Origin of the sequence: Atopobium minutum 10063974 (genome assembly GCF_000364325.1) — a bacterium.
Lineage (GTDB): Bacteria > Actinomycetota > Coriobacteriia > Coriobacteriales > Atopobiaceae > Atopobium > Atopobium minutum.
This window is the reverse complement of record NZ_KB822533.1, coordinates 1,111,313-1,130,764: the sequence shown is the minus strand read 5'-3', so window position 1 is coordinate 1,130,764 and position 19,452 is coordinate 1,111,313. Positions and strand designations below refer to the sequence as shown.

The following is a 19,452-nucleotide window of genomic DNA, read 5'->3' as shown; positions in this document are numbered from 1 at the left end:
GCTGTAGCTTTACAGATCACAGGCTGCCTTAAAGCCATAAGCCGTTTTTGCTTGCTGGACCGCGTCTACAATGGCGGTTTCCAAAACTCTGGTAGCAAGTGCACCGACCACGTCTACCGGTAGTTCTACCTGACCTGTAGCCATTACAAAAATAGTGTCACCATCATTGGTGGTGTGCGTAGGTTCAATGGTGTGGGCATAGGCGTCTGCGGACATCTGAGCTACTTTAGTTGCCTGAGCTTTGGTAAGTTTGGCATTAGTTACGACACACGAAATAGTGGTATTCGTGCGCGATAAAGGCATCTGTGCGCTTGCGTTTAGTAGCAGCTCTGTTGTATCTGCTATGCATGCGCTGCCCTTCTCGTCCAAAACGCCTGCTATGGGCAGATGTGTAAGCGGATCTACTACTGTGCCGCACGCATTGACCGCTGTTACGGCACCACAGATAAGCGCTCCGCATGCCTGGACCGCTTCTCCAAGTCCACCCTTCATAGTGCGAGAAGGACCAGCAAGCTTGCCTACGGTAGCACCGGTGCCAGCTCCAACGTTACCGCGAGCAAGGGGAGCGTTGGTATCGAGCGCATCTGCTACGGCTGTTGCACCTGCAGCAAGGCCGGGACGAACGGTGGGGTTGCCACAAGCAAGATCAAAGACGCATGCACCGCTGACGATAGGAACAATTCCAACGCCAACGTCTAGGCCAACACCGCGCTTCTCGAGCTCATTAGCCACGCCGGACATACATTCAAGACCATAGGCGCTACCACCGGAAAGCACAACGCTGTGTAAAACAGCCACGGTCTCTTCTGGGCGTAGCAGATCGGTCTCTCGGGTGGCAGGTGCTCCGCCACGAACGTCTACACCACCAGTAGCGCCATCGGGACAAATAATAACGGTGCAGCCTGTGGCATCCTGTTCATTGGTATAATGAGCGGCATAGATGCCTGGGATTTGAGTAATAGAGCTAAGGCTCATAGCCCCTCCGTTTCTTGGACCTGTTCTTCAAGTGTTTGTATTTCTCGCATAAGGCGTGCAACAGGAAGTCCTACGATACTAAAGAAGTCACCATCAATTTTTTGTACAAGCAGGCGGCCATATCCCTGAATGCCATACGCTCCTGCTTTGTCCATGGGTTCGCCCGTGGCAACGTAGCGCTCAATGTCTTGCGTGCTAAGGTCATAGAAGCTTACCTGGCTCGTCTCGATAAAGGTTGCTTGAGCGGCAATAGTACCGCTGGCATCGAGCTTAAGAAGCTGCACTCCTGTAGAAACCTGATGCGTTTTTCCAGAGAGTTGTTTGAGCATATGAATGGCATTTTCTGCGTTGCTTGGCTTGCCCAAGATGGTGTCCTGAAACCACACCGTTGTATCTGCAGCAACTATGACCTGATTTGCTCTGGATGCGAGCTCTAATTCATGCAGAGCACGTTTTTGACAGGCCAGCGCTTTTTGCTTGGCTAGACGCACTACAAGTGCAGTGGGCTTCTCTGCAGGAAGAGGAGACTCATCAATTGCGGCTGGCAGCACAATAGGCGTGATGCCAAGCTCTTGCAAAAGCTGCAAGCGTCGTGGGGAAGAAGAGGCAAGAATCATAGCTATTCCTTTAGATGTGTATATGTTTCAGCTACTGAGTATAATGGTTTGGCGAAACATAGGGCATGTGTCATGTGAGTTTGCATAGTAGGCATATCATGGCACAGGTACAGAAATTGAAGAAGGGGTGTTATGACACAGCAAAAGACTCCAGTGAAAATTATTCTGCTTACTGGTTATTTGGGCGCCGGTAAAACCACGATGCTCAACCATATTTTGGCTAATACTGAGGGCATCCGTGCAGCGGTTATCGTTAACGATATTGGCGAGGTAAATGTAGATGCCCAGCTGATTGCAGACGGCGCTTTATCTCAAACCGATGAGCTCATTCCTATGACCAATGGTTGTTTGTGCTGTACCTTGTCGCAAGATTTGGAGCGGCAGCTCTCTGAGATTGCAAACAGCGGCAAGTTTGATTACATCGTGATTGAAGCATCCGGCATCTGTGAGCCTATTCCCATTGCCTATACCATCAGCGCATTTTGCGATCAAAGCAAGTGGGCTGGCGATGGTGCGCCGCTGGATTTGGATAACATCGTGGCCGTTGTGGACTGTGCTCGTATGTATGACGAGTTTAATGGCGGTCAGGATTTGCTTTCCGATATGATCGATGAGGATGATCTTGAGGCGCTGCTCATTCAGCAGATTGAGTTTTGCTCAACGCTGGTACTCAACAAAACCGATCTGGTCTCTAAAGCGCAGCTTGCAGAGCTAAAGGGCTTGGTGCGAAGCCTACAAAAAGATGCCACCATCATTGAGGCACAAAACAGTTGCGTTCCTTTGGATAAGTTGCTTAACACGGGTTGTTTTGATTTTGATAAAGCCTATAACTCCGCCGTGTGGATGCATGCTATGGAGCATCCAGAGGAGCATGAGGACCCTGAAGTTTTGGAATATGGTATTTCTACCTTTGTGTATCGTCGTCGCCAGCCCTTTAATGTGGATGCCTTTAATGACGTACTACAAAAGTGGGATGAGCTGGGTATTATCCGCTGTAAAGGCATGTTGTGGGCCTCTCAAGACCCTGATATGTGCTTTGTGTTTGAGCAGGCGGGTCGTCAGGTAACCCTAAGCGAGAATGGCTTGTTTGTAGCCAGTGCTCCATCAGAGCAGCAACAGCAGCTGATTGCTCAGAATCCGGAAATTATGGATGAGTGGAACTCCAAGACGGGGGACCGCCAAACTAAGCTGTGCTTTATTGGGCGCAACATGGATCGGGATCGTATTGAGACGCTGTTGGATGCGTGTCTTGAATCATGGGAAGATGATCTGGATGAGAGCTAGGTCCTAGAGAAAGCTAGGTTAAAGAGCTGCGTTTTTGTCCTAGCTTGTTTTAGAGACTGCTTTAGAGACGATACATCTTAGAGAATTCCTTGAAGAAAAAACACGCCCTCGCATTATGCGAGGGCGTGTTGCTTAAGCTCACAAAAGTGCGCTAAACGATACTAGTTAAGACTAGTGGTTCTTGCGCTTGTGATCTACAGCTGCCAGGGCAAGAGCAACGCCGGCAATACCCATAACGGATGCTACAGCCATATTGGCAGAGTCGCCCGTCTTAGGAAGCTTGCCACCACGAACCTTGTTGGTCTTGTTAGGCATGGGCTTGTTGGCCTGAGGATCTTCCGTAGCAGCAGGCTGAGCCTTAACGGTAACGCTTACCACATCAGAAGTAACAGTTTTACCAGAAAGGGTGTTGTGTACCACGGCATAGTACTCAGTTGTACCAGCCTGGGAGGTATCGGCATTAAAGCTTGCACCCTCGGCTATCTGCTCGCCCGTGGCCTTGTTAAACCAAGCAACCTTCAAGAATTGGTCGCTGCCCTTAACACCATCGGGAATGTTGGACTCAACCGAAAGCGTTGCGGTCTCGTTAACCATAACGGTAGAGGAGTCAGAAACCTTGGTAATGGTAGGAGCAACTGCTGAAGCTGCGTAGTAGATGGGCCCCTTGGTGTCATTGGTGTCTGCATTCCAGTCACTTGGAACAAAGGCAGAGGACTTGTCACCGTTGAGCCACTCGCGCATCTCGGTAAGCAGATTGTGCAGCTTATTGTAGGCCTGCTGGCTGATTACCTTGTGAGCATTGTTGGCAAGGGCAGAACGCTCAGCGGCAGGGGTTGCCTGCATAACGGTATCTACCATATCCTGCTGAGCAATGATTTGCTTCTGGAGTGCATCAAGATACGTACGAACAGGCTTGGCCAAATCATCACGATTGTTGTATGCCAAGGTGTTGATGTCCATGATGGTGTAATCCAAAGAGCCATTCTCGGTAGAAGCATCCATAGCTGCCTCTACGGAGTCCTTGCGCTCGCTCGCACCCGTGTGCTCAGTGGTGAACTTGTCAATCGTAGGATAGATGTTGGTATCTACCTCGGTAAGAAGTGCGGAATAGCTGGGCAAGAACAGACCAAACTCAAGACGAGAAAGGTTTTCCCACTGAATGGTAGCTACATCAGAGGACATGCCCTGACGAACCTGGAACAAGTTGCCCTCTACGTTGCGGTTGTTACCAATGGAGTAGAACTTTTTGTTGAGGTTGGCGTCAAACGCAGTATTTTGACCGCGAGCGCACAGCGCCTTCATGGAATCCATGAGGGTAATGCCAGTCTTACCAGGGGTGAACAGCAACTGAGTATCGACAATATCAGTTACGCCCTTGTTTGGATCTAAGGTGTAGTTGTCCTTTGACAAGATGTCACCAAAGTGAGCATGGCCCTGTGCATAGCGGGTGTACTGACCAGGGCCAGGATCGGCTGCGCCGTAAGAAGTGGCTACGTCAAACTGGGTCTTCTCTGCGTCAAAGTAGGTAGCAGTACCAGCTTGCTCTGCCGTCTTTACCATGTCTTCAGAGTGGAGGCAAACATTAGGATCGTTGAGATCTACCTGGAACTTAAGCTTGCCAATGTTGGGGTTAACAGAAACCTTGTCAGGAGCAGCTGCAGTCAGGTTAACTGCGCACCACTGATGACCAGATAGCTGCATAAATACCCAGGTCTCATTAGCATCTGTAATGATGATCTGGTTGCAGTCAAAGCTGCCATGCTCTTTGATAATGTTTCCAAGGAGCTGGACGCCTTCGCGAGCACTACCAGAGCAAGCCAGCAATACATCGCCCAAGGTGTACTCACCAATGCCGGTTTCGCTACCCTCTACCTCGTTGCCACAGGGATCAACAGCAGCAATCTTGGAGTTGTAGTCTGTGGTCAGCGTTGCGGAAACACTGACACCGGCATCGTTGGTGCCGGCCTCGGAATAGGCATCCTGACGCCCATCCCAATCGCCCGCCACGTCGCGCACATAGGTGTAGCGATGTGTGGTGCCATTGTAAGTCCACTCAAAGTTGGACTCAGCGGAGGAAAACGTTGGATTGGTACGAGGCTGCTGAATGCCAAATACCTTGCCATGACGAGGATTGTAGTCCTCGGTGCGGCCAACATAGACGTTGCCGTTATCGGTAGCCTTTGGTCCAACGTACACCTGAGTGCATGCTAGAGCATCGAGAGGTAGTGCCATCAAAAGAGCTGTGCCGAGTGTTACGACTTTACCAGCGGTTTTGAAAAGCGAATACCCTTTCTTTGTTGGTATCATGCTTCTCCTTTACCTGCGAACTTTTGCCTACCCAGCTACCTGAATAAGCTGGGCATACTACCGGTTTTTATAATAGGTATTCCAGTCGAATTTTTGATGTGTAAAAAAGGTGATGTGCGTATATTTACGGCAAGTGGTTCTATAAAAATTTAGAACATTACAGTGCAGGCGATAATACCTATGCATAAAACAAAACATACAGCATCGAGTCCGCTCAAGGGGTAGCGCTTGAATGAGCTCTGAGCACCTCTGAGGTAAAAACCACGCTGTTCGGCAGCGAGGGCAGCACTGTCTGTCTTGGCAACAGAGCTGACAAGCAAAGGTATGATAACGGGCATCATGAGTTGCATTTTTTTGAGCGGATTTTTGGTGTCAAACTCAACTCCACGCGCCGTTTGAGCTTCCATAATAGCGGTCATCTCTTTGGAAAAGATGGGAATAAAGCGTAGTGCAGAGGTAAACGTAAAAGCATAGCGATAAGGAATATGCAAGCGCTCAACGCAGGCATTGGCCAGATCGTTAGGGCGTGTAACCATAAGCATCAGTACCAACGGAAGAGCAATGCCAATCAAACGCAACCCCACTATCGCGCCTGTAGTTAGACCATCAAGGGTGATCCATGCGCACAGGCGCGTACCTTCTTGTATAAAGAAGGTTTGGAACAGCAACATGATGAGCGCCAGTGGCACGAGCATATAGAGCAGGGTAGCAAGCTTGCGAGCAACGCCGGCACTTGTCGCCAGAAGAAAGCTGAGTGCCAGCAAACTAAGCAACATCACAAATGAGTGAGCAAGAAGTGTTGCAGCAATGATACTGGCAGCTAAAACAAGCTTAGCAACAGGATTGAGTCGATGGAGAACGCTGGTTCCAGGGGTGTAATCAATGAGGTTATTCATGGTGCATCATTTCCGTCGTGGTTGCAATGAACTCATCTACGTGGGTAAGGTCTGCATAGTTTGGATAGCCCTTTTGCGTGAGCTGTGCAGCAAGTGCAAGCGTTTGAGGAGGCTGAATAGAAGCCTTTTGCATGAGCTGCGGCCGAGCGCATACACAGGCAAGCGTAGCATCTGCTAACAGGTGACCCTCTGCCATAACAAGTATGCGATCTGCAAAGTCCAAGACCACTTCCATGTCATGGCATACCATAAGGACGGCTGTTTTGTTCTGAGTGAGTTCTGTGATGGCTTGCATAACGGTCATGCACTCGCGATAATCCAGTCCACTTGTTGGTTCATCTAGAATAACAAGTTTGGGTTCTAAGACCACAATGCTTGCTAAGGCTACCATTTGCCGCTGCCCGCGTGATAGCTGGAAGGGAGATGCCTGTGCCGGTAAATGAAACTTGTCTAAAACACGCTGTGCACGCATGTGCGCTGTTTGACGATTACAGCCATGGAGTTCAAGCGTAAAGCTTACTTCTTCAAGTACCGTGTTTTTGGATAGCTGATGATCTGGATTTTGGAACAGTGTTGCCACCGATGCAGCAAGGGTACTTGTTGGTGTCGTGCGCGTATCCATACCAGCAATCTGCACGCTGCCGCTTTTAGGCTGCAACAATCCGTTCATAAGCTTGGTGAGAGTGGTTTTACCTGCGCCGTTCTGGCCAATGACCGCCAGCGTCTCCCCCTCATGAAGCGTAAAGCTTATGTCATGGAGAGCATCGCCGCCTGCATAGGAAAAGGACAGGTTATTGACACGAGCAACCACAGCCGCGTCTGAGGTAGATACCGCTGCAACATCAGAGGGTTTCTCGCTAGCTGCTATGGAGCTGGGATCGGGATATATATTGGCAGCTGTGAGGAGTGAGCATATTTGGTCACAGGCCTCTTGTGGGGTAATGCAGGTCTGAGGGGTGGCTAACAGCCCTGCCGTATACAGGCTGTTGGAAATTCTGGTGACTCGAGGGCTGTCTACGCCAATGGTGCGCAGCTGCTCACTGTGCTGTAAAACCTCGCGTGGGGTGCCATCAAGAGCAATGCGACCATGGTCCATGACCAGCATGCGTGAACAGTAGTGGGAGAGCAGCGCAACCTTTTGCTCTATAACCACAATGGTGATATTGCTGTTTTGAGATAGATCTTTGAGCAGGTCAAAGATGGCTTGAGAAGACTGCGGATCCAAGGCTGCGGTTGGCTCATCAAGTACTAAGATCTGCGGCTGTAAGGCTAGGATAGCTGCTAGGGCAAGTTTTTGTTTTTGTCCGCCCGATAGAGTAGCGATGTCTCGGTAGCGCAGATTGCTAATGCCAGTAGTGGCAAGGGCATCCTCCAGGCGCTTCTCGATAAGTTCGTGGGGAACGCCAAAGTTTTCTAGACCAAAGAGAATTTCATCCTCTACGACGGAGGCAACCATCTGTGCGTCGATGTCTTGCAATACACTGCCTACCTGTTGAGAAATATCTGTCAGGCTTACGTTGCAGCTGTCCTGACCTTGGATAAAAGCCGCTCCATAGAAGGCTCCTTGCGTATGGTGGGGGATTGCTCCAGAAAGTACGGCGGCCAGTGTTGATTTGCCTGCACCAGAAGGACCAATAATCCCAACAAATTCTCCCTTGGTAATATCCAAAGAGAGTTGTTCAAGTGCAAAGGTGGACGTGTGTGCGTCATCCGGATTGGACGTGTAAGAAAAGCTTACGTCATCAAGATGAATAACGGATTGCTGCGTCATGTTTATCCAATCTTTAGGGCGTCAACAACAGGTTTGTATAGGCTTTGTACCAGCACTGCATTAAACAGGGCCGTCAAAATGATAACGGGCGTCATGGCGGCAACAAGCTGGGTTGCTGCGCCAATCATGACAATTTTGATGCCCATAAAAATGAGTCCCGAGACAGTAGTGGTTATCGCGGTGCTTATAAAGGGCAGGGCCTTGGCATGGGGCAGTTTGCTTCCGGCGCGTACCATCCAAGCCATAAGTACGGCGGCAATGCCTTCGGCGACAAAATCAATAAACGGTGAGGTGGTGGTGATTTGAATGACTGCAGCAGATATGAGACCAAATATACATGCCTGGCGCGTACGTGGCTTTACGATCAAAATGGTGATGCAAAAAGCCGAGATGATAAACTCAGGACTAATGAGGCCACCAGAAATGCTTGAGATTGCTTTGCCAACGGTAAAGTTCAAAATAAATCCTGCAGCGAGAAGAACGGCAAGCAAAATAAGGGAACGAACTTCTAGTTCATCGACCTTCTCGACGGTACACGTCCTTGGCTGTTGACCGGGTTTTGGCATATGCTACCTTCCTTTTGCTTATGGGTGCTTGCATCGTAGAACCTGTTTTAGAGCTGGTGGTCATAGGTCTTGCTGCACTGAACTGGCTGAACTTACTGAGCTAATAAAAAACTCCCGGTCTCCCGGGAGTTCCTGAAATACTACAGAAGAGCGAGTAGCGCGTGCAGAAGACTCACGATTGACCGATTGCAATATGCATGCGCCACCACCAGTTAGTAAGAACAAATTGTACTGTGGAGCTGGTCATCCGTGCGCCTCCTTAAGTTTGTTAGCCGTTTTATAATTGCTAAGAACTGTACGCGTCCTATCGCAGTTATGCAAGTATTATTTTCCCATAGTGGAAAAATTAGTCTGACGCAAGGCTTCATAGAGTACGATTGCGGCTGCGTTAGACAGATTAAGAGCGCTTACGTGGTAGTCTTCTGGATCAATGAAGTTGCCACAAATGTCTTGAGCCAGCAAGGCTTCATGGGTGTGTGGCGTAGTTTGAGAAGCCAGTGAAGCGTTCCTACTGCTCCAGGTATCACCGTTTATGAGGGACTCATCGTCACAAAGCATGGGAATACGTTCACACTCTAAAGCGTGTTGAGCCAGAAGCTCTTCGGACAACCCACAGCTCTCTTTACCAAAGATGAGAAAATCTCCGTCACGATAGGTGGCTTCTGCATAGGTCTTACGTGCCTTTTTGGTTAAGAAATGCAGTTGAGGGAGGCTGTGGTTTGGAGATGTGGACGGTGTTGGCCCCGTTTGAGCTGGTGTTGCAAAGGGAGCATTCTGCTCCATAAAGTCCTCCCAGCTCTCATAGAGCTGTACGTCAAGGCTTTGCCAATATGCCATGCCCGCACGTTTGAGGCTTTTATCGTCCAAAGAAAAGCCTAGAGGCCCAATAAGATGAAGACGGGTGCCACTGACCACACAGCTTCGGCCAATATTGCCGGTATTGGTAGGTATTTCTGGTTCTACAAGCACAAGGTTAAACATGCGAACTACCCCTACATAACCACTACGTAGACCTTTTAGGCTAGGAACAAGCCTGTTGCAAATGCTACCAGAGCACCTAAAAAGATGGTTGCGGGTAGTGTGATAAACCATGCAGCAATAATCTTGCGAGCAACGCCCCAGCGTACCGAAGTGCGCCTACGAGCAGAGCCAGCGCCCATGATAGAGGTGGTGATAACTTGCGTGGTAGAAACAGGTGCGCCCAAGGCGGTCATGACTTCAATGGCAATGGTGGAACTGGCTTCTGCTACAAAGCCAATAACAGGGGTAAGCCTGGTTACGCCATCTCCTACGGTACGCATAATGCGACCGCCGCCAATAGAGGTGCCAAGTGCCATGGTGGTAGCACACACAAGCTTGACCCATAGGGGAATGCCCAGCGACGGATCGTATAAGCCAGCTGTAACCAAAGCAAGCGTAATGATACCCATGGTTTTTTGTGCGTCATTATTGCCGTGACTATAAGCCATAAACGCTGCCGATAAGATCTGCAGCTTATGGAACAGTCCATTAGCTTTTTTGGGTGGCCACTCTGCCAGGAGCTCAAAAACAAGCTTCATAAACAGATAACCTAAAGCCATGCCTATAAGAGGGGAGGTAAACAGAGGAATAACAACCTTTTCTACGACACCCTTCCAGAGAATATCGCTGGTTGAGTGGGTAAACATAATGGTTGCGCCAATAAGGCTACCAATAAGTGCATGGGAGCTGGAACTTGGGATGGAAAACCACCAGGTAAATAAATCCCAGATAATAGCACCTGCCAGTGCAGCAAAGATAACATAGAGTTGGAGTTGTACCGTAACAAGACCACTTGCGATAGTCATAGCAACTTTTTCGCTGGTAAGAGCACCAATAAAGTTCATGGTTGCGGACATCATGATTGCTACGCGCAGGGGAAGTGCTTTGGTATAAACCGTGGTAGCAATAGCGTTTGCCGTATCGTGAAAGCCATTGATAAATTCAAAGAGTAGTGCGGCGGCTAATACCGCAACGAGTAATACACTAACCATTTTTGACGATTACGTTCTGTACTGCATTTGCAACATGTTTGCAGGCATCCATGGTTTCTTCCATTTTGTCCATGAGGCTTTTCCATTTAATGACCTCAACGGGATGCTCGGTATCACGGAAGATGTCACCCATTGCAGTGCGATACACCACGTCTGCCTTATCTTCATACTCATTGGTTGCTTTAGTATGTTTGATAACGGATTCATCTTTTTTGTAATCGGAAAAACGATCAAAGGCTTTTTGCAATTCCTCTGTTGCAAACAAGAGTAGATGTGCCATTTGAGTGGCTTCAGGGCGTATGGTAGTGATGTCATATAAAGCAAAACGAGCAGAGGTGCTTTCCATGCCGTCTACGATCTCATCCATAAGCAGTGCAAGCTCAGAAATATCTTCTCGATCAAAAGGCGTAATAAAAGAAGAATTGAGCGTGGTAATGATCTTGCCCACTTGCTCATCGCAGAGGTTTTCATAGTCTTTAATCTTGGGAACCAAATCTTGTGAAGCGGGGTAGTTGTCTACGAGATCAACAAAGAGTTTAGCTGCAGAAACGGTTAATGATGCAAACTCAGAAAAGAGGCTAAAAAACGCATCTTCCTTGCGTGATACACGACTCATGTGTAGGCCTTTCGCAGAAAAATTCACAGTTTTTTAGTATAGCACGCGCGCATGGGAATACAGCTGATATATCAAAGTTTACTTAAAGTACGCTCTGCAGCATTCTGGAGCGGCGCTGCGTTGGTGGAGTGTCGTGTGCTTTAAGGAAGCGCTTTGTGAAAGCGTCGTTTGTTTTGGGTTGGAATCTGTACCTGTGCCACTAAAAAACCTGCCACCGCGTGACAGGCCTTTTAGTGCTTTTACTAGAGGGCTAGAGGGGCGAGAAGCCCCGTATGTTTGTTTGATTGCAAACCTACTGAATATCTCCGGTTGCGCCATCAACAACATCGACATCGTGCGTAATGGCTGCTTCGAGTGCCAGCTCCAGTCCTCGTGTCATCATCTCAACAGTCATGCTGGCTGTGCCTACGGGCTGCTTGGTTGCTTGCTCGGTTGCATACGGGACATGCAGGAAGGTACCGTGTACGTTGGGGTGCTTGGTAGCAAGCTCGTGCAAGAGGCTGTACATAACATCGTTGCATACGTAGGTGCCTGCCGTGTAGGAAACCGCTGCTGGAATACCAGCGTCATTCATAGCACGTATCATGGCGCGTACGGGAAGGGTTGCAAAGTATGCGTTAGGTGCTCCCTCGACGATCTTCTCGTCAATTGGCTGATTTCCGGCATTGTCTGGAATGCGGGCATCGCGATAGTTGATACCTACGAACTCGGGGGTGATCTTAGCGCGGCCGCCAGCCTGTCCAACGCACAGCACGTGGGTGGGCTGCTCGGCCTCGATAGCTGCTGCTACCTTTGCGGCTCCTTCACCAAACACAACCGGGATTTCTATCTTGACAACCTCAGCGCCCGCAATGGTGTCGGGCAGTGCGCGTACCGCCTCCCACGCTGGGTTCATAGATTCTCCGCCGAAAGGTTGAAAACCAGTTACAAGGATCTTTGCCATGGTATTCTCCTTAGTGAACAGCAAGAATAATCATCATAATTGTTTGGACCAGCAGCATAAAGGCAGCGGGAATGAGCTGCTTTTTGATAACGCCGTACTCATCATCCATCTCAAGGATAGCAACGGGCACAATGTTAAAGTTTGCTGCCATGGGGGTCATAAGGGTTCCGCAAAAACCGCAGGTAAGTGCAAGTGCGCCTACAACAGCTGGATCTGCACCCAAAGAAAGTACAAAGGGAGCGCCAATACCAACGGTAAGAACGGTAATAGCGGCAAAGGCATTGCCCATGATGGCGGTAAACAGCGCCATGCCCACGCAGTAGACAATGATGCCAACCACAAGGTTGCCTTCAGGAATAATGCCGCCTACCAGGTGCGATATAACGTCACCAACGCCTGCCGCGGTAAAGGTAGCACCAAGAATTGCAAGCAAGGTAGGAAGGATGAGCAAAGGACCAACCACATCAAGCATGCGACGAGCATCCTCGATAAAGACCTTGGGGGTGTTTTGCTTGGGGCGAAGAACAATCAAAATGATGCAGCCGATAAACACGCCCACAGTTAGACCGACAAGAGAGGAAATCTTGGGGAAAATAAAAGCTCCGAGCAACGCGGTTACGCCAATACTAAATGCTGCAAGGAAAATCTTGTTGCCAATAGTGTTAAAGGCATACTCCATTTCTTCCTCGCTTGGCTTGGTAACATCTTTGCCCTTGTCGATCTGTTTAAAGATGACAGGAAGGAGCATGATAACCAGGCCGATACCAGTGTATTCCGCAGGTATCCAGCGGCCTACCACAAAAAGCAGACCTAGCATGGTCCAAAAGATTCCTGAGCCAATGCGCTTCTCGTTGGTTTTATCGCGGAAGTTGGCAATGCCGGCATATAGCAAAACGAGGCCTACGATGAGGTAGACGATCTCAAGCAGCTTCAAAGAAAGCGTAATCTCTGGATCGGTTGAGGTGAAGAATGCAATGAATGCTCCCATTACGCTTCGCCTCCTTCCTGGTCTGCGACCTGTGCGGTCTTCTCGGCAGCCTGTGCCAAAAGCTCTTGATCACGCTTTTGGTAGCGACGATCCAAAATGATGTAATACGCAGAGGTAAATAGGACAGCAATGATAGCGACAGGGATTTCTATAACAGCAAGCTTGACCAGGTCAACAGTGTAACCAAGATCTTTTAAGGTACCCTGTACCAGCAGCATGCCCGAAGATCCCACAAAGAGGACCTGACCAAAGAACCAAGCAATGTTTTCCATACCAGAAGCCATGGCTTTGAGTTCGTCGCGGTGCTTGGGACTCATAGTTTTACCGTCGGGATCATCCGCGGCCTCTGCCATAGGCATAACAACCGGCTTCACAAAACCGGCTACACCGCCAAAGCTTACGTTAAAGGCACCAAAAATGACGCGGAACACACCGTAGATTGCCATAACAATGCCAGCCGAAGCACCCTTGATGCTGGACATAACGCGATGTGCTGCTACACGCAAACCATTTCTTTCGAGGGTACCCGTAAGTATGAAAATAACTACGGTAATAAGCATGGCGCGGTTGGATACAAAGCTTTTGCCTAAGGTTTGCAAGAAGACAATGGGATCCATGCCTGCAATAACTGCAGTTACTATGGCAGCCGCCAAAATGGTAAGGATTGAATCCCATTTAAGGGTAAATCCCACAATTACTACTAGGATTCCCAGTAGCTTGACCAACTCGGAAAAGTCCATGTGGCCTCCTTTTCTTGTGTGTACGAGAGAGCATGTACGCTATCACAAAGGTTTCTCTTATGTACATGGTAGCAGCTATTATGTTACATACCTTAAATAAAACTAAAAACAGCGTTATTATTAAAGCTCAGTAGGTTAAAGCTCAGGAGGAGTCGGAGAGCTAAAACCAAGCTATATTTTGTGCGAATGCGCTACGAAATTCTTCCCTGTTCCATAGAGATCACCGTGTCTGCAATACGTACGGTGCTTTTGCGATGCGATACAAGAGCAATGGTTTTATCGCTTGCTTGCTCGCGTAATGAACGCAGAATAAGCGCCTCATTTAAGCTGTCCAGATTGCTGGTAGGCTCGTCAAGCAGCATAAAGGGTGCATCGTGTAAAAAGGCTCGTGCTAGTCCAATACGCTGACGTTCACCACCAGAGAGGGTTTCGCCCAGCTCTCCTACCTGTGTTTCATAGCCTTTGGGCAGCGTCATAATAAAATCGTGCAGAGCCACTTTTTTACAGGCAGCCTCTACTTCTTTATCGCTGGCAGAAAGCTTGGCTATCCTAATGTTATTTGCAATGGTATCCATGAACAGCTGCGTGTCCTGGGTCATATAGCTTTCCATGGCGCGCAGGTTAGATGTGTTGATCTCTTCCACGCTTCTATTGGAAATGCTCACTGAGCCCTTGTTTGCTTTCCAGAAACGCATAAGGAGCTTCATCATAGTAGATTTTCCGCAGCCAGATTTTCCCACTATCCCAACAATTGTATTTTTGGGAAACGAAACCGATAGCTGATCCAGAATTGTTTCTCCACTGTATGAAAACGATACGTCACGCAGTTCTGCACCAGTAAAGGAAATGTCTTCTCTCCCAGTTATGTCCTGCGTTTGGGGCTTCTCGTCCAAAAGGCTGAGTACGCGGGAAGCGGCTGCGGTGGTGGATTGCAAGGTTGTACCAAGATTTGCCAGTGCAATAACCGGACCAAACGAGGACATCAGTGCGATAAGAGGGATGAGAAAACCGTCAAATCCCACTGTACCGTTGAGGTACAAGCTGCCAGAAAGCAGCAGCATTGCCGCATCAAAGAGAAGAATCAGTGTGTTGGCAAGAGCTAGGTTGGTGCCCGTAAGACGGTTGAGCAGGGCCTGACGCTTGCTGAGCTCGTCCGTTTTTTGGTTTATGGCTGTCAGTCTTTGATTTGCACAACCATATTGTATTGTCTCGTCCAGACCGCGGATATTCTCTAGCATAAATGCTGCCAGCTCTCCCGATTGGGCACGAAGCGCATCTCCCACCGTCCCGCTTTGCTTTGAAATCACAAGAGGAAGTACGACTCCAACGACCAAAAATGCAACGAGGGCAAGCAGCCCAAGGCTCCAATGAAAATGGCCAATATAGACGCACATGATCCCCGATGTGAGAACAGCAATGCAGATGGGCGAGATGGTATGAGCGTAAAAGACCTCTAACAGTTCCACGTCAGAAGTGATGAGGCTAATAAGATCTCCTTTGTCTCGTCCCTCCAGCTTGGCAGGACAGAGTTTTCTGAGCGCCTTAAATACCTTATCGCGAACGATGGCAAGCAGGGTAAAGGCGATGTAGTGATTTGTCCGCTGCTCTATTAAGCGAAACACGGCTCGCAAAAGAGCACAGGCAATCAATGATGCCCAAAGCAGCCAAAGAGGGGAGAAGGCACGGTTTTCCAGTCCACACAAAATGCCATATGCACCAAGAATGGGAATGAACTGTGCCGCAAGAAATCCCAGGGTCCCCATCAAAACAGTAAGTACCATCCAGCCAGCAAGCGGCTTTACTAGACCAAGCATCCTAAAGAGGACTTTTGCTTTTGATTGACGATTCATTTACAGAGCCTCTTTTCCATACTGCTCTAGCATCTGTTGCGTTTCCCACAGCCCAGCATATGTAACGTTTTGCTTGAGCAGCTCATTGTGAGTTCCGCTTTCAACTATGGTGCCTTGGTCCATACAGTAAATGGTGTCTGCGAAGACAACATTTGCAAGACGGTGGGAGATCATAATGACTGTCTTGCTTTGAGCCATACGACGTATTTCATCTAAAATAGCTTCTTCACTCTCTATATCTATGTTGCTGGTGGCTTCATCAAAGATATAGATGGGTGTATCGTGCAAAATTGCTCTTGCCAGTGCAAGGCGTTGTCTTTGCCCGCCCGACAAATTAGAGGCGTTTTCTAGAAGTTGCGTTTGTAGCCCGTCTTGGGTGTGGAGAAAAGCGTCAAGCTGACAATCATGAAGTACCTGCCACATGCGCTTCTCGTCTGGCTTTGTCATAGCAAGCGCTAGGTTTTCGTACACCGTTCCCTTAAAAAAGACGCTTCCAAAACCAAGGTAGGTTATGGTCTCCATGAGGCTTTCTTCCAAAATGGCTTCGAGCGGCGTTTTATCTATTTGGATCTCACCAGAGGTTGGATGGCTTCTTCTCATAAGAAGGCGGGCAAGGGTTGATTTGCCGCTACCAGATTTACCGACAATCCCAATGAAGCTCTGCTCCGGAATCTCCATGTCAATACCGTGCAATACCTCTCGCTTTCCATCGTAGGAAAAGCCGAGATTTTTGACAGAGATATTCCTGCCGCAGACAGTCTGAGTCCCTTGTTTTGGCTCTGTTTGGTCTAAGAACGTAAAAATTTTGTCACTTGCGGCCATGCCATTCATGGCTATATGGAAGTAGCTTCCCAGCTTGCGCATAGGCAGGAAGAAGTCTGCCGACAACAGAATCATGAACAAGCCGCTTGCAAGAGAAAGGCTTCCATCCATGAAGGATTTTACGATAAGGATAATGCCGAGAGCCGCTCCGCCATACGCTAAAAAGTCCATGACGATAATGGAATTGAGCTGCATGGTGAGTACCGCCATGGTCACCTTGCGAAAGTGCTCCGACTCAGCGTTCATCTGCTCATTTTTCCATGCGTCCGCCTGGTAAGTTTTTAGTGTTGTCATGCCCTGTAGATTTTCAAGAAAGGTGCTTCCCAGCTGTGTATATTGATCCCAGTATGTACTAAGAAGCTTTTTGGCAATCTTTTGCACTATCATAATGGCCCCCGGAATTAGGGGTACGCAAACCAGCAGTATGGCACTGACTGTCCAACTCCCGTAAAGTCCAAACAGCACAAAGAGCGTAATTGGTGCTAGAAATGCATAAAAGAATTGTGGAAGATACAGTCCAAAATAGTTTTCAAGCTGCTCAACACCCTCTACGCTTTCTTGTACCAATTCTGCGGTATTTACTTTGTCATGCCAGCTTCCGCCAAGCGCAAGGAGCTTTTTATATATCTTTTCGCGTAGCGTTTTTTTGACGTTGCGGGATGCGAGGTAGCTCATTTTTGTCGCCAGTTTTGTTGTTGCAAAACGTGCGATAGTAAAGCATATGATGATAAGAACAAGGCGCAACAGTTCTTGTGTGCCCCAGGATTTTAGATAGAGCCTTTGGACTGCATTGCTAATCACATAAATCATTGCTGCATTAAGCAGCAACTCTACCCATTGGAAGAAAATATTTCCGGCGATATATAGCCTTGCCTCTTGGCAGAGCTTAAGTAAGCGCTTATCAAACATACCTGCTGTTCCTTCTGGCTTTTTATAGATACACGCACACACGTTTAAACGTGTGTGCGTGTAGGTCATCATACTCCTTGTTGACTTGAATGAGCTGTCTTACATACCAAAGAGATCGGCATGTGACCCTGTGCGGTTAAGAAATAAGATCAGCTCATCACCGTACTTGCAAACTCATGCGAGAACATCCTCCATTGCCTCTTTAAAGTTTGCATAGTGCTTATAGTTCTCAGGATGCAATTTCATCTCTTCATATTCGTGTAAAGCGGATATAGTCTCAGCATTGGGAACATTGCGGGTGATTTGAAAGGGGATCCCCTGATCGCGAACTGTCTGACGAAGGAAAATCGTCACTGCTGTTGTGAGATCCATTCCAAGATCTTTTAGTAAAGCCTGTGCAGAGCGTTTGAGATCTGCATCCAGATTGATATTAGTGCTGACTTTAGCCATAGTGGTTCCTCCTTTGTAATTCATTATAAGATAATATAGCAAAAAGCAATGGTTATGTGCGTGTTATGTATATAATAGGCGTGTTTTGCGCTAAATATAAAGCTGTATGAGTTATATCCGTTATGACAATCGTAAGAAATTAACCGTTCTGGAAAGTAAAAAATAACGTATCGCACTGCTGCGATACGTTATTCGAAAATCATACGGATTTGAGCAGGTAAAATGCTAGCCTATCCTAATGGTCTATCCTAAGTCTTCTCCGTTGCTAGCAATGACTCTCTTATACCAGTCAAAAGATTTTTTCTTGCTGCGCTTGAGACTGCCTTTACCTTCGTCGTCCATATCGACATAGATAAAACCGTAGCGCTTCTTCATTTCTCCCATCCCAGCAGAGACAAGATCTATGCAGCCCCATGGGGTATATCCCAAAAGATTCACTCCATCAATCTCAACAGCATCTTTCATAGCTTGGATATGGGAGCGAAAATACTCAATTCGATAGTCGTCTTGGATGCTACCATCCTCTTCCACGGTATCAACTGCTCCGATACCATTTTCCACGATAAAGAGTGGAAGGTGGTATCGCTCATACAGACGGCAGAGAGAAATCCTCAGGCCCAAGGGATCTATTGCCCAACCCCAATCGCTTGTTTTGAGATATGGGTTTTTATAGGCAAGAATTTGGTTACCCTCGGTTTTTTCTGCGTTGGTATCTATCGTTGCTACCGTTGAGTTGTAGTAGGAAAAGCCGATATAATCCACCGTTCCCTGACGAATTATCTCGTCATCTTCAGGAGCTTTTTCAATGGTAACTCCCAAGCGATCAAACTCTTTGAGCTGATACGCTGGATAATAACCTCGGCATTGGACGTCCATGTAAAATTTGCGCTTACGGTCTTCCTTGAGGGCCTCATAGACGTCCTCTGGCTGGCAGGTCATGGGGTAGGTGGGAATATAGCAACACATCATTCCAATCTTAAAATCTGGCTGGATGGAATGCCCCAGTAAAACCGCCTTGGCACTTGCAACAAAGACATGATGAGCTGCTTGATAGCGTCCTTGAGGTCCATTGTCATGAATCCCTAGTTGAGCCCAAGCCCGCAAAATATTAATTTCATTGAAGGTCATCCAGTAGCGAACCTTATCACGATAGCGAGTAAACAGAACCTCACAGAAGAAAAGGTACGCATCAATTACATTACGGTCGCCCCAGCCATTATAGCTATCTGCGAGATGCATAGGCATATCAAAGTGATTGAGAGTGATAACAGGCTCAATCTTATACTTTAGCAATTCATCAATCACCGCATCATAAAAGACAAGTCCTTCTGGATTGACTTCTTTTAAGCTATTGGGACAGACTCGAGACCAAGAGATGGAAAATCTAAAGCATCTAAAGCCCATTTCCGCAAACAGAGCAATATCCTCCTTGTAGTGGTGGTAAAAGTCTGTTGCTTGGTGACTTGGATAGTAGCGATCAGGATCAATATAGCCAATCGCTCCTTCTGGCAAAGCATCCTCTCGAGTGACCGTGCCTATACTTCCGTCTTTTCGCTTGAAGGTCACCATCCGAGGCACTTTGTATTTTCCTGCGGTAATGGCATCCAAAGTAGACGGTGTCCTACCGCCCGTCTGGTAGCCTCCCTCGTATTGATTAGCGGCTGTTGCTCCGCCCCACAAAAATGTCTCTGGAAATCCCATGTTTA

The 19,452-nt window shown here is 48.1% G+C and carries 17 protein-coding genes; 1 reads left to right on the top strand and 16 read right to left on the bottom strand.

Translation table 11 applies throughout. The features are described from left to right. Window positions 1–9 precede the first annotated feature (9 nt). Both HMPREF1091_RS05235 and HMPREF1091_RS05230 read right to left on the bottom strand, forming a co-directional pair. The gene (locus HMPREF1091_RS05235; protein ID WP_002563795.1) at window positions 10–975 is read right to left on the bottom strand and encodes a P1 family peptidase; all 966 of its coding nucleotides are present in this window, start codon (window positions 973–975) and stop codon (window positions 10–12) included. Then, the gene (locus HMPREF1091_RS05230; RefSeq protein ID WP_002563794.1) at window positions 972–1,592 is read right to left on the bottom strand and encodes a Maf family protein; all 621 of its coding nucleotides are present in this window, start codon (window positions 1,590–1,592) and stop codon (window positions 972–974) included. Before HMPREF1091_RS05230 ends, HMPREF1091_RS05235 begins: the two co-directional genes overlap by 4 nt. 132 nt (window positions 1,593–1,724) lie before the next feature. On the opposite strand from HMPREF1091_RS05230, the gene HMPREF1091_RS05225 reads away from it, so the two are divergent. Next, on the top strand, window positions 1,725–2,876 hold the full coding sequence (locus HMPREF1091_RS05225; RefSeq protein WP_002563793.1) for a GTP-binding protein: 1,152 nt from the start codon (window positions 1,725–1,727) through the stop codon (window positions 2,874–2,876). Between the two features lie 171 nt (window positions 2,877–3,047). Here HMPREF1091_RS05225 and HMPREF1091_RS05220 read toward each other — a convergent pair whose 3' ends face one another. The 14 genes from HMPREF1091_RS05220 to HMPREF1091_RS05155 form a co-directional block, all read right to left on the bottom strand. After that, window positions 3,048–5,183 (bottom strand): C69 family dipeptidase, encoded by a 2,136-nt coding sequence (locus HMPREF1091_RS05220; RefSeq protein WP_002563792.1) that lies wholly within the window; start codon window positions 5,181–5,183, stop codon window positions 3,048–3,050. Window positions 5,184–5,332: 149 nt separating this feature from the next. Beyond that, on the bottom strand, window positions 5,333–6,079 hold the full coding sequence (locus tag HMPREF1091_RS05215; protein ID WP_002563791.1) for an energy-coupling factor transporter transmembrane component T family protein: 747 nt from the start codon (window positions 6,077–6,079) through the stop codon (window positions 5,333–5,335). After that, on the bottom strand, window positions 6,072–7,850 hold the full coding sequence (locus HMPREF1091_RS05210) for an ABC transporter ATP-binding protein (RefSeq protein ID WP_002563790.1): 1,779 nt from the start codon (window positions 7,848–7,850) through the stop codon (window positions 6,072–6,074). Before HMPREF1091_RS05210 ends, HMPREF1091_RS05215 begins: the two co-directional genes overlap by 8 nt. Window positions 7,851–7,852: 2 nt before the next feature. Continuing rightward, complete coding sequence (locus HMPREF1091_RS05205) at window positions 7,853–8,416, bottom strand: hypothetical protein (RefSeq protein WP_002563789.1); 564 nt, start codon at window positions 8,414–8,416, stop codon at window positions 7,853–7,855. 324 nt (window positions 8,417–8,740) lie between these two features. Continuing rightward, complete coding sequence (locus HMPREF1091_RS05200; RefSeq protein WP_002563788.1) at window positions 8,741–9,397, bottom strand: tRNA (cytidine(34)-2'-O)-methyltransferase; 657 nt, start codon at window positions 9,395–9,397, stop codon at window positions 8,741–8,743. Between the two features lie 35 nt (window positions 9,398–9,432). After that, on the bottom strand, window positions 9,433–10,428 hold the full coding sequence (locus HMPREF1091_RS05195; protein WP_002563787.1) for an inorganic phosphate transporter: 996 nt from the start codon (window positions 10,426–10,428) through the stop codon (window positions 9,433–9,435). Next, on the bottom strand, window positions 10,421–11,044 hold the full coding sequence (locus tag HMPREF1091_RS05190; RefSeq protein WP_002563786.1) for a DUF47 domain-containing protein: 624 nt from the start codon (window positions 11,042–11,044) through the stop codon (window positions 10,421–10,423). Before HMPREF1091_RS05190 ends, HMPREF1091_RS05195 begins: the two co-directional genes overlap by 8 nt. A gap of 292 nt (window positions 11,045–11,336) precedes the next feature. Further along, window positions 11,337–11,987, bottom strand: coding sequence for a pyroglutamyl-peptidase I (pcp, locus tag HMPREF1091_RS05185; protein ID WP_002563785.1), 651 nt, complete (start codon window positions 11,985–11,987; stop codon window positions 11,337–11,339). Window positions 11,988–11,997: 10 nt separating this feature from the next. Beyond that, window positions 11,998–12,975, bottom strand: a complete 978-nt coding sequence (locus HMPREF1091_RS05180; RefSeq protein WP_002563784.1) for a DUF979 domain-containing protein — start codon at window positions 12,973–12,975, stop codon at window positions 11,998–12,000. Beyond that, a complete protein-coding gene (locus HMPREF1091_RS05175; RefSeq protein WP_002563783.1) occupies window positions 12,975–13,715 on the bottom strand; it encodes a 5-oxoproline transporter, DUF969 family subunit in 741 nt (246 codons plus the stop codon). The genes HMPREF1091_RS05180 and HMPREF1091_RS05175 overlap by 1 nt, the downstream gene beginning before the upstream one ends. A 191-nt stretch (window positions 13,716–13,906) precedes the next feature. Then, entirely contained in the window at window positions 13,907–15,565 is a 1,659-nt protein-coding gene (locus HMPREF1091_RS05170) for an amino acid ABC transporter ATP-binding/permease protein (protein ID WP_002563781.1), read from the bottom strand. Further along, complete coding sequence (locus HMPREF1091_RS05165) at window positions 15,566–17,365, bottom strand: ABC transporter ATP-binding protein/permease (RefSeq protein WP_002563780.1); 1,800 nt, start codon at window positions 17,363–17,365, stop codon at window positions 15,566–15,568. It lies immediately after the preceding gene. A 105-nt stretch (window positions 17,366–17,470) separates the two neighbouring features. Continuing rightward, window positions 17,471–17,746 (bottom strand): type II toxin-antitoxin system RelB/DinJ family antitoxin, encoded by a 276-nt coding sequence (locus HMPREF1091_RS05160; RefSeq protein ID WP_002563779.1) that lies wholly within the window; start codon window positions 17,744–17,746, stop codon window positions 17,471–17,473. A gap of 243 nt (window positions 17,747–17,989) precedes the next feature. Then, entirely contained in the window at window positions 17,990–19,447 is a 1,458-nt protein-coding gene (locus HMPREF1091_RS05155; RefSeq protein ID WP_002563778.1) for a glycoside hydrolase family 1 protein, read from the bottom strand. Window positions 19,448–19,452: the final 5 nt, after the last annotated feature.

Excerpts from the sequence above, each read along its gene's own strand:
- HMPREF1091_RS05235 (WP_002563795.1), bottom strand. The coding sequence starts at position 975 with ATGAGCCTTAGCTCTATTACTCAAATCCCAGGCATCTATGCCGCTCAT.
- HMPREF1091_RS05230 (WP_002563794.1), bottom strand. The coding sequence starts at position 1,592 with ATGATTCTTGCCTCTTCTTCCCCACGACGCTTGCAGCTTTTGCAAGAG.
- HMPREF1091_RS05225 (WP_002563793.1), top strand. The coding sequence starts at position 1,725 with ATGACACAGCAAAAGACTCCAGTGAAAATTATTCTGCTTACTGGTTAT.
- HMPREF1091_RS05220 (WP_002563792.1), bottom strand. The coding sequence starts at position 5,183 with ATGATACCAACAAAGAAAGGGTATTCGCTTTTCAAAACCGCTGGTAAA.
- HMPREF1091_RS05215 (WP_002563791.1), bottom strand. The coding sequence starts at position 6,079 with ATGAATAACCTCATTGATTACACCCCTGGAACCAGCGTTCTCCATCGA.
- HMPREF1091_RS05210 (WP_002563790.1), bottom strand. The coding sequence starts at position 7,850 with ATGACGCAGCAATCCGTTATTCATCTTGATGACGTAAGCTTTTCTTAC.
- HMPREF1091_RS05205 (WP_002563789.1), bottom strand. The coding sequence starts at position 8,416 with ATGCCAAAACCCGGTCAACAGCCAAGGACGTGTACCGTCGAGAAGGTC.
- HMPREF1091_RS05200 (WP_002563788.1), bottom strand. The coding sequence starts at position 9,397 with ATGTTTAACCTTGTGCTTGTAGAACCAGAAATACCTACCAATACCGGC.
- HMPREF1091_RS05195 (WP_002563787.1), bottom strand. The coding sequence starts at position 10,428 with ATGGTTAGTGTATTACTCGTTGCGGTATTAGCCGCCGCACTACTCTTT.
- HMPREF1091_RS05190 (WP_002563786.1), bottom strand. The coding sequence starts at position 11,044 with ATGAGTCGTGTATCACGCAAGGAAGATGCGTTTTTTAGCCTCTTTTCT.
- pcp (WP_002563785.1), bottom strand. The coding sequence starts at position 11,987 with ATGGCAAAGATCCTTGTAACTGGTTTTCAACCTTTCGGCGGAGAATCT.
- HMPREF1091_RS05180 (WP_002563784.1), bottom strand. The coding sequence starts at position 12,975 with ATGGGAGCATTCATTGCATTCTTCACCTCAACCGATCCAGAGATTACG.
- HMPREF1091_RS05175 (WP_002563783.1), bottom strand. The coding sequence starts at position 13,715 with ATGGACTTTTCCGAGTTGGTCAAGCTACTGGGAATCCTAGTAGTAATT.
- HMPREF1091_RS05170 (WP_002563781.1), bottom strand. The coding sequence starts at position 15,565 with ATGAATCGTCAATCAAAAGCAAAAGTCCTCTTTAGGATGCTTGGTCTA.
- HMPREF1091_RS05165 (WP_002563780.1), bottom strand. The coding sequence starts at position 17,365 with ATGACCTACACGCACACACGTTTAAACGTGTGTGCGTGTATCTATAAA.
- HMPREF1091_RS05160 (WP_002563779.1), bottom strand. The coding sequence starts at position 17,746 with ATGGCTAAAGTCAGCACTAATATCAATCTGGATGCAGATCTCAAACGC.
- HMPREF1091_RS05155 (WP_002563778.1), bottom strand. The coding sequence starts at position 19,447 with ATGGGATTTCCAGAGACATTTTTGTGGGGCGGAGCAACAGCCGCTAAT.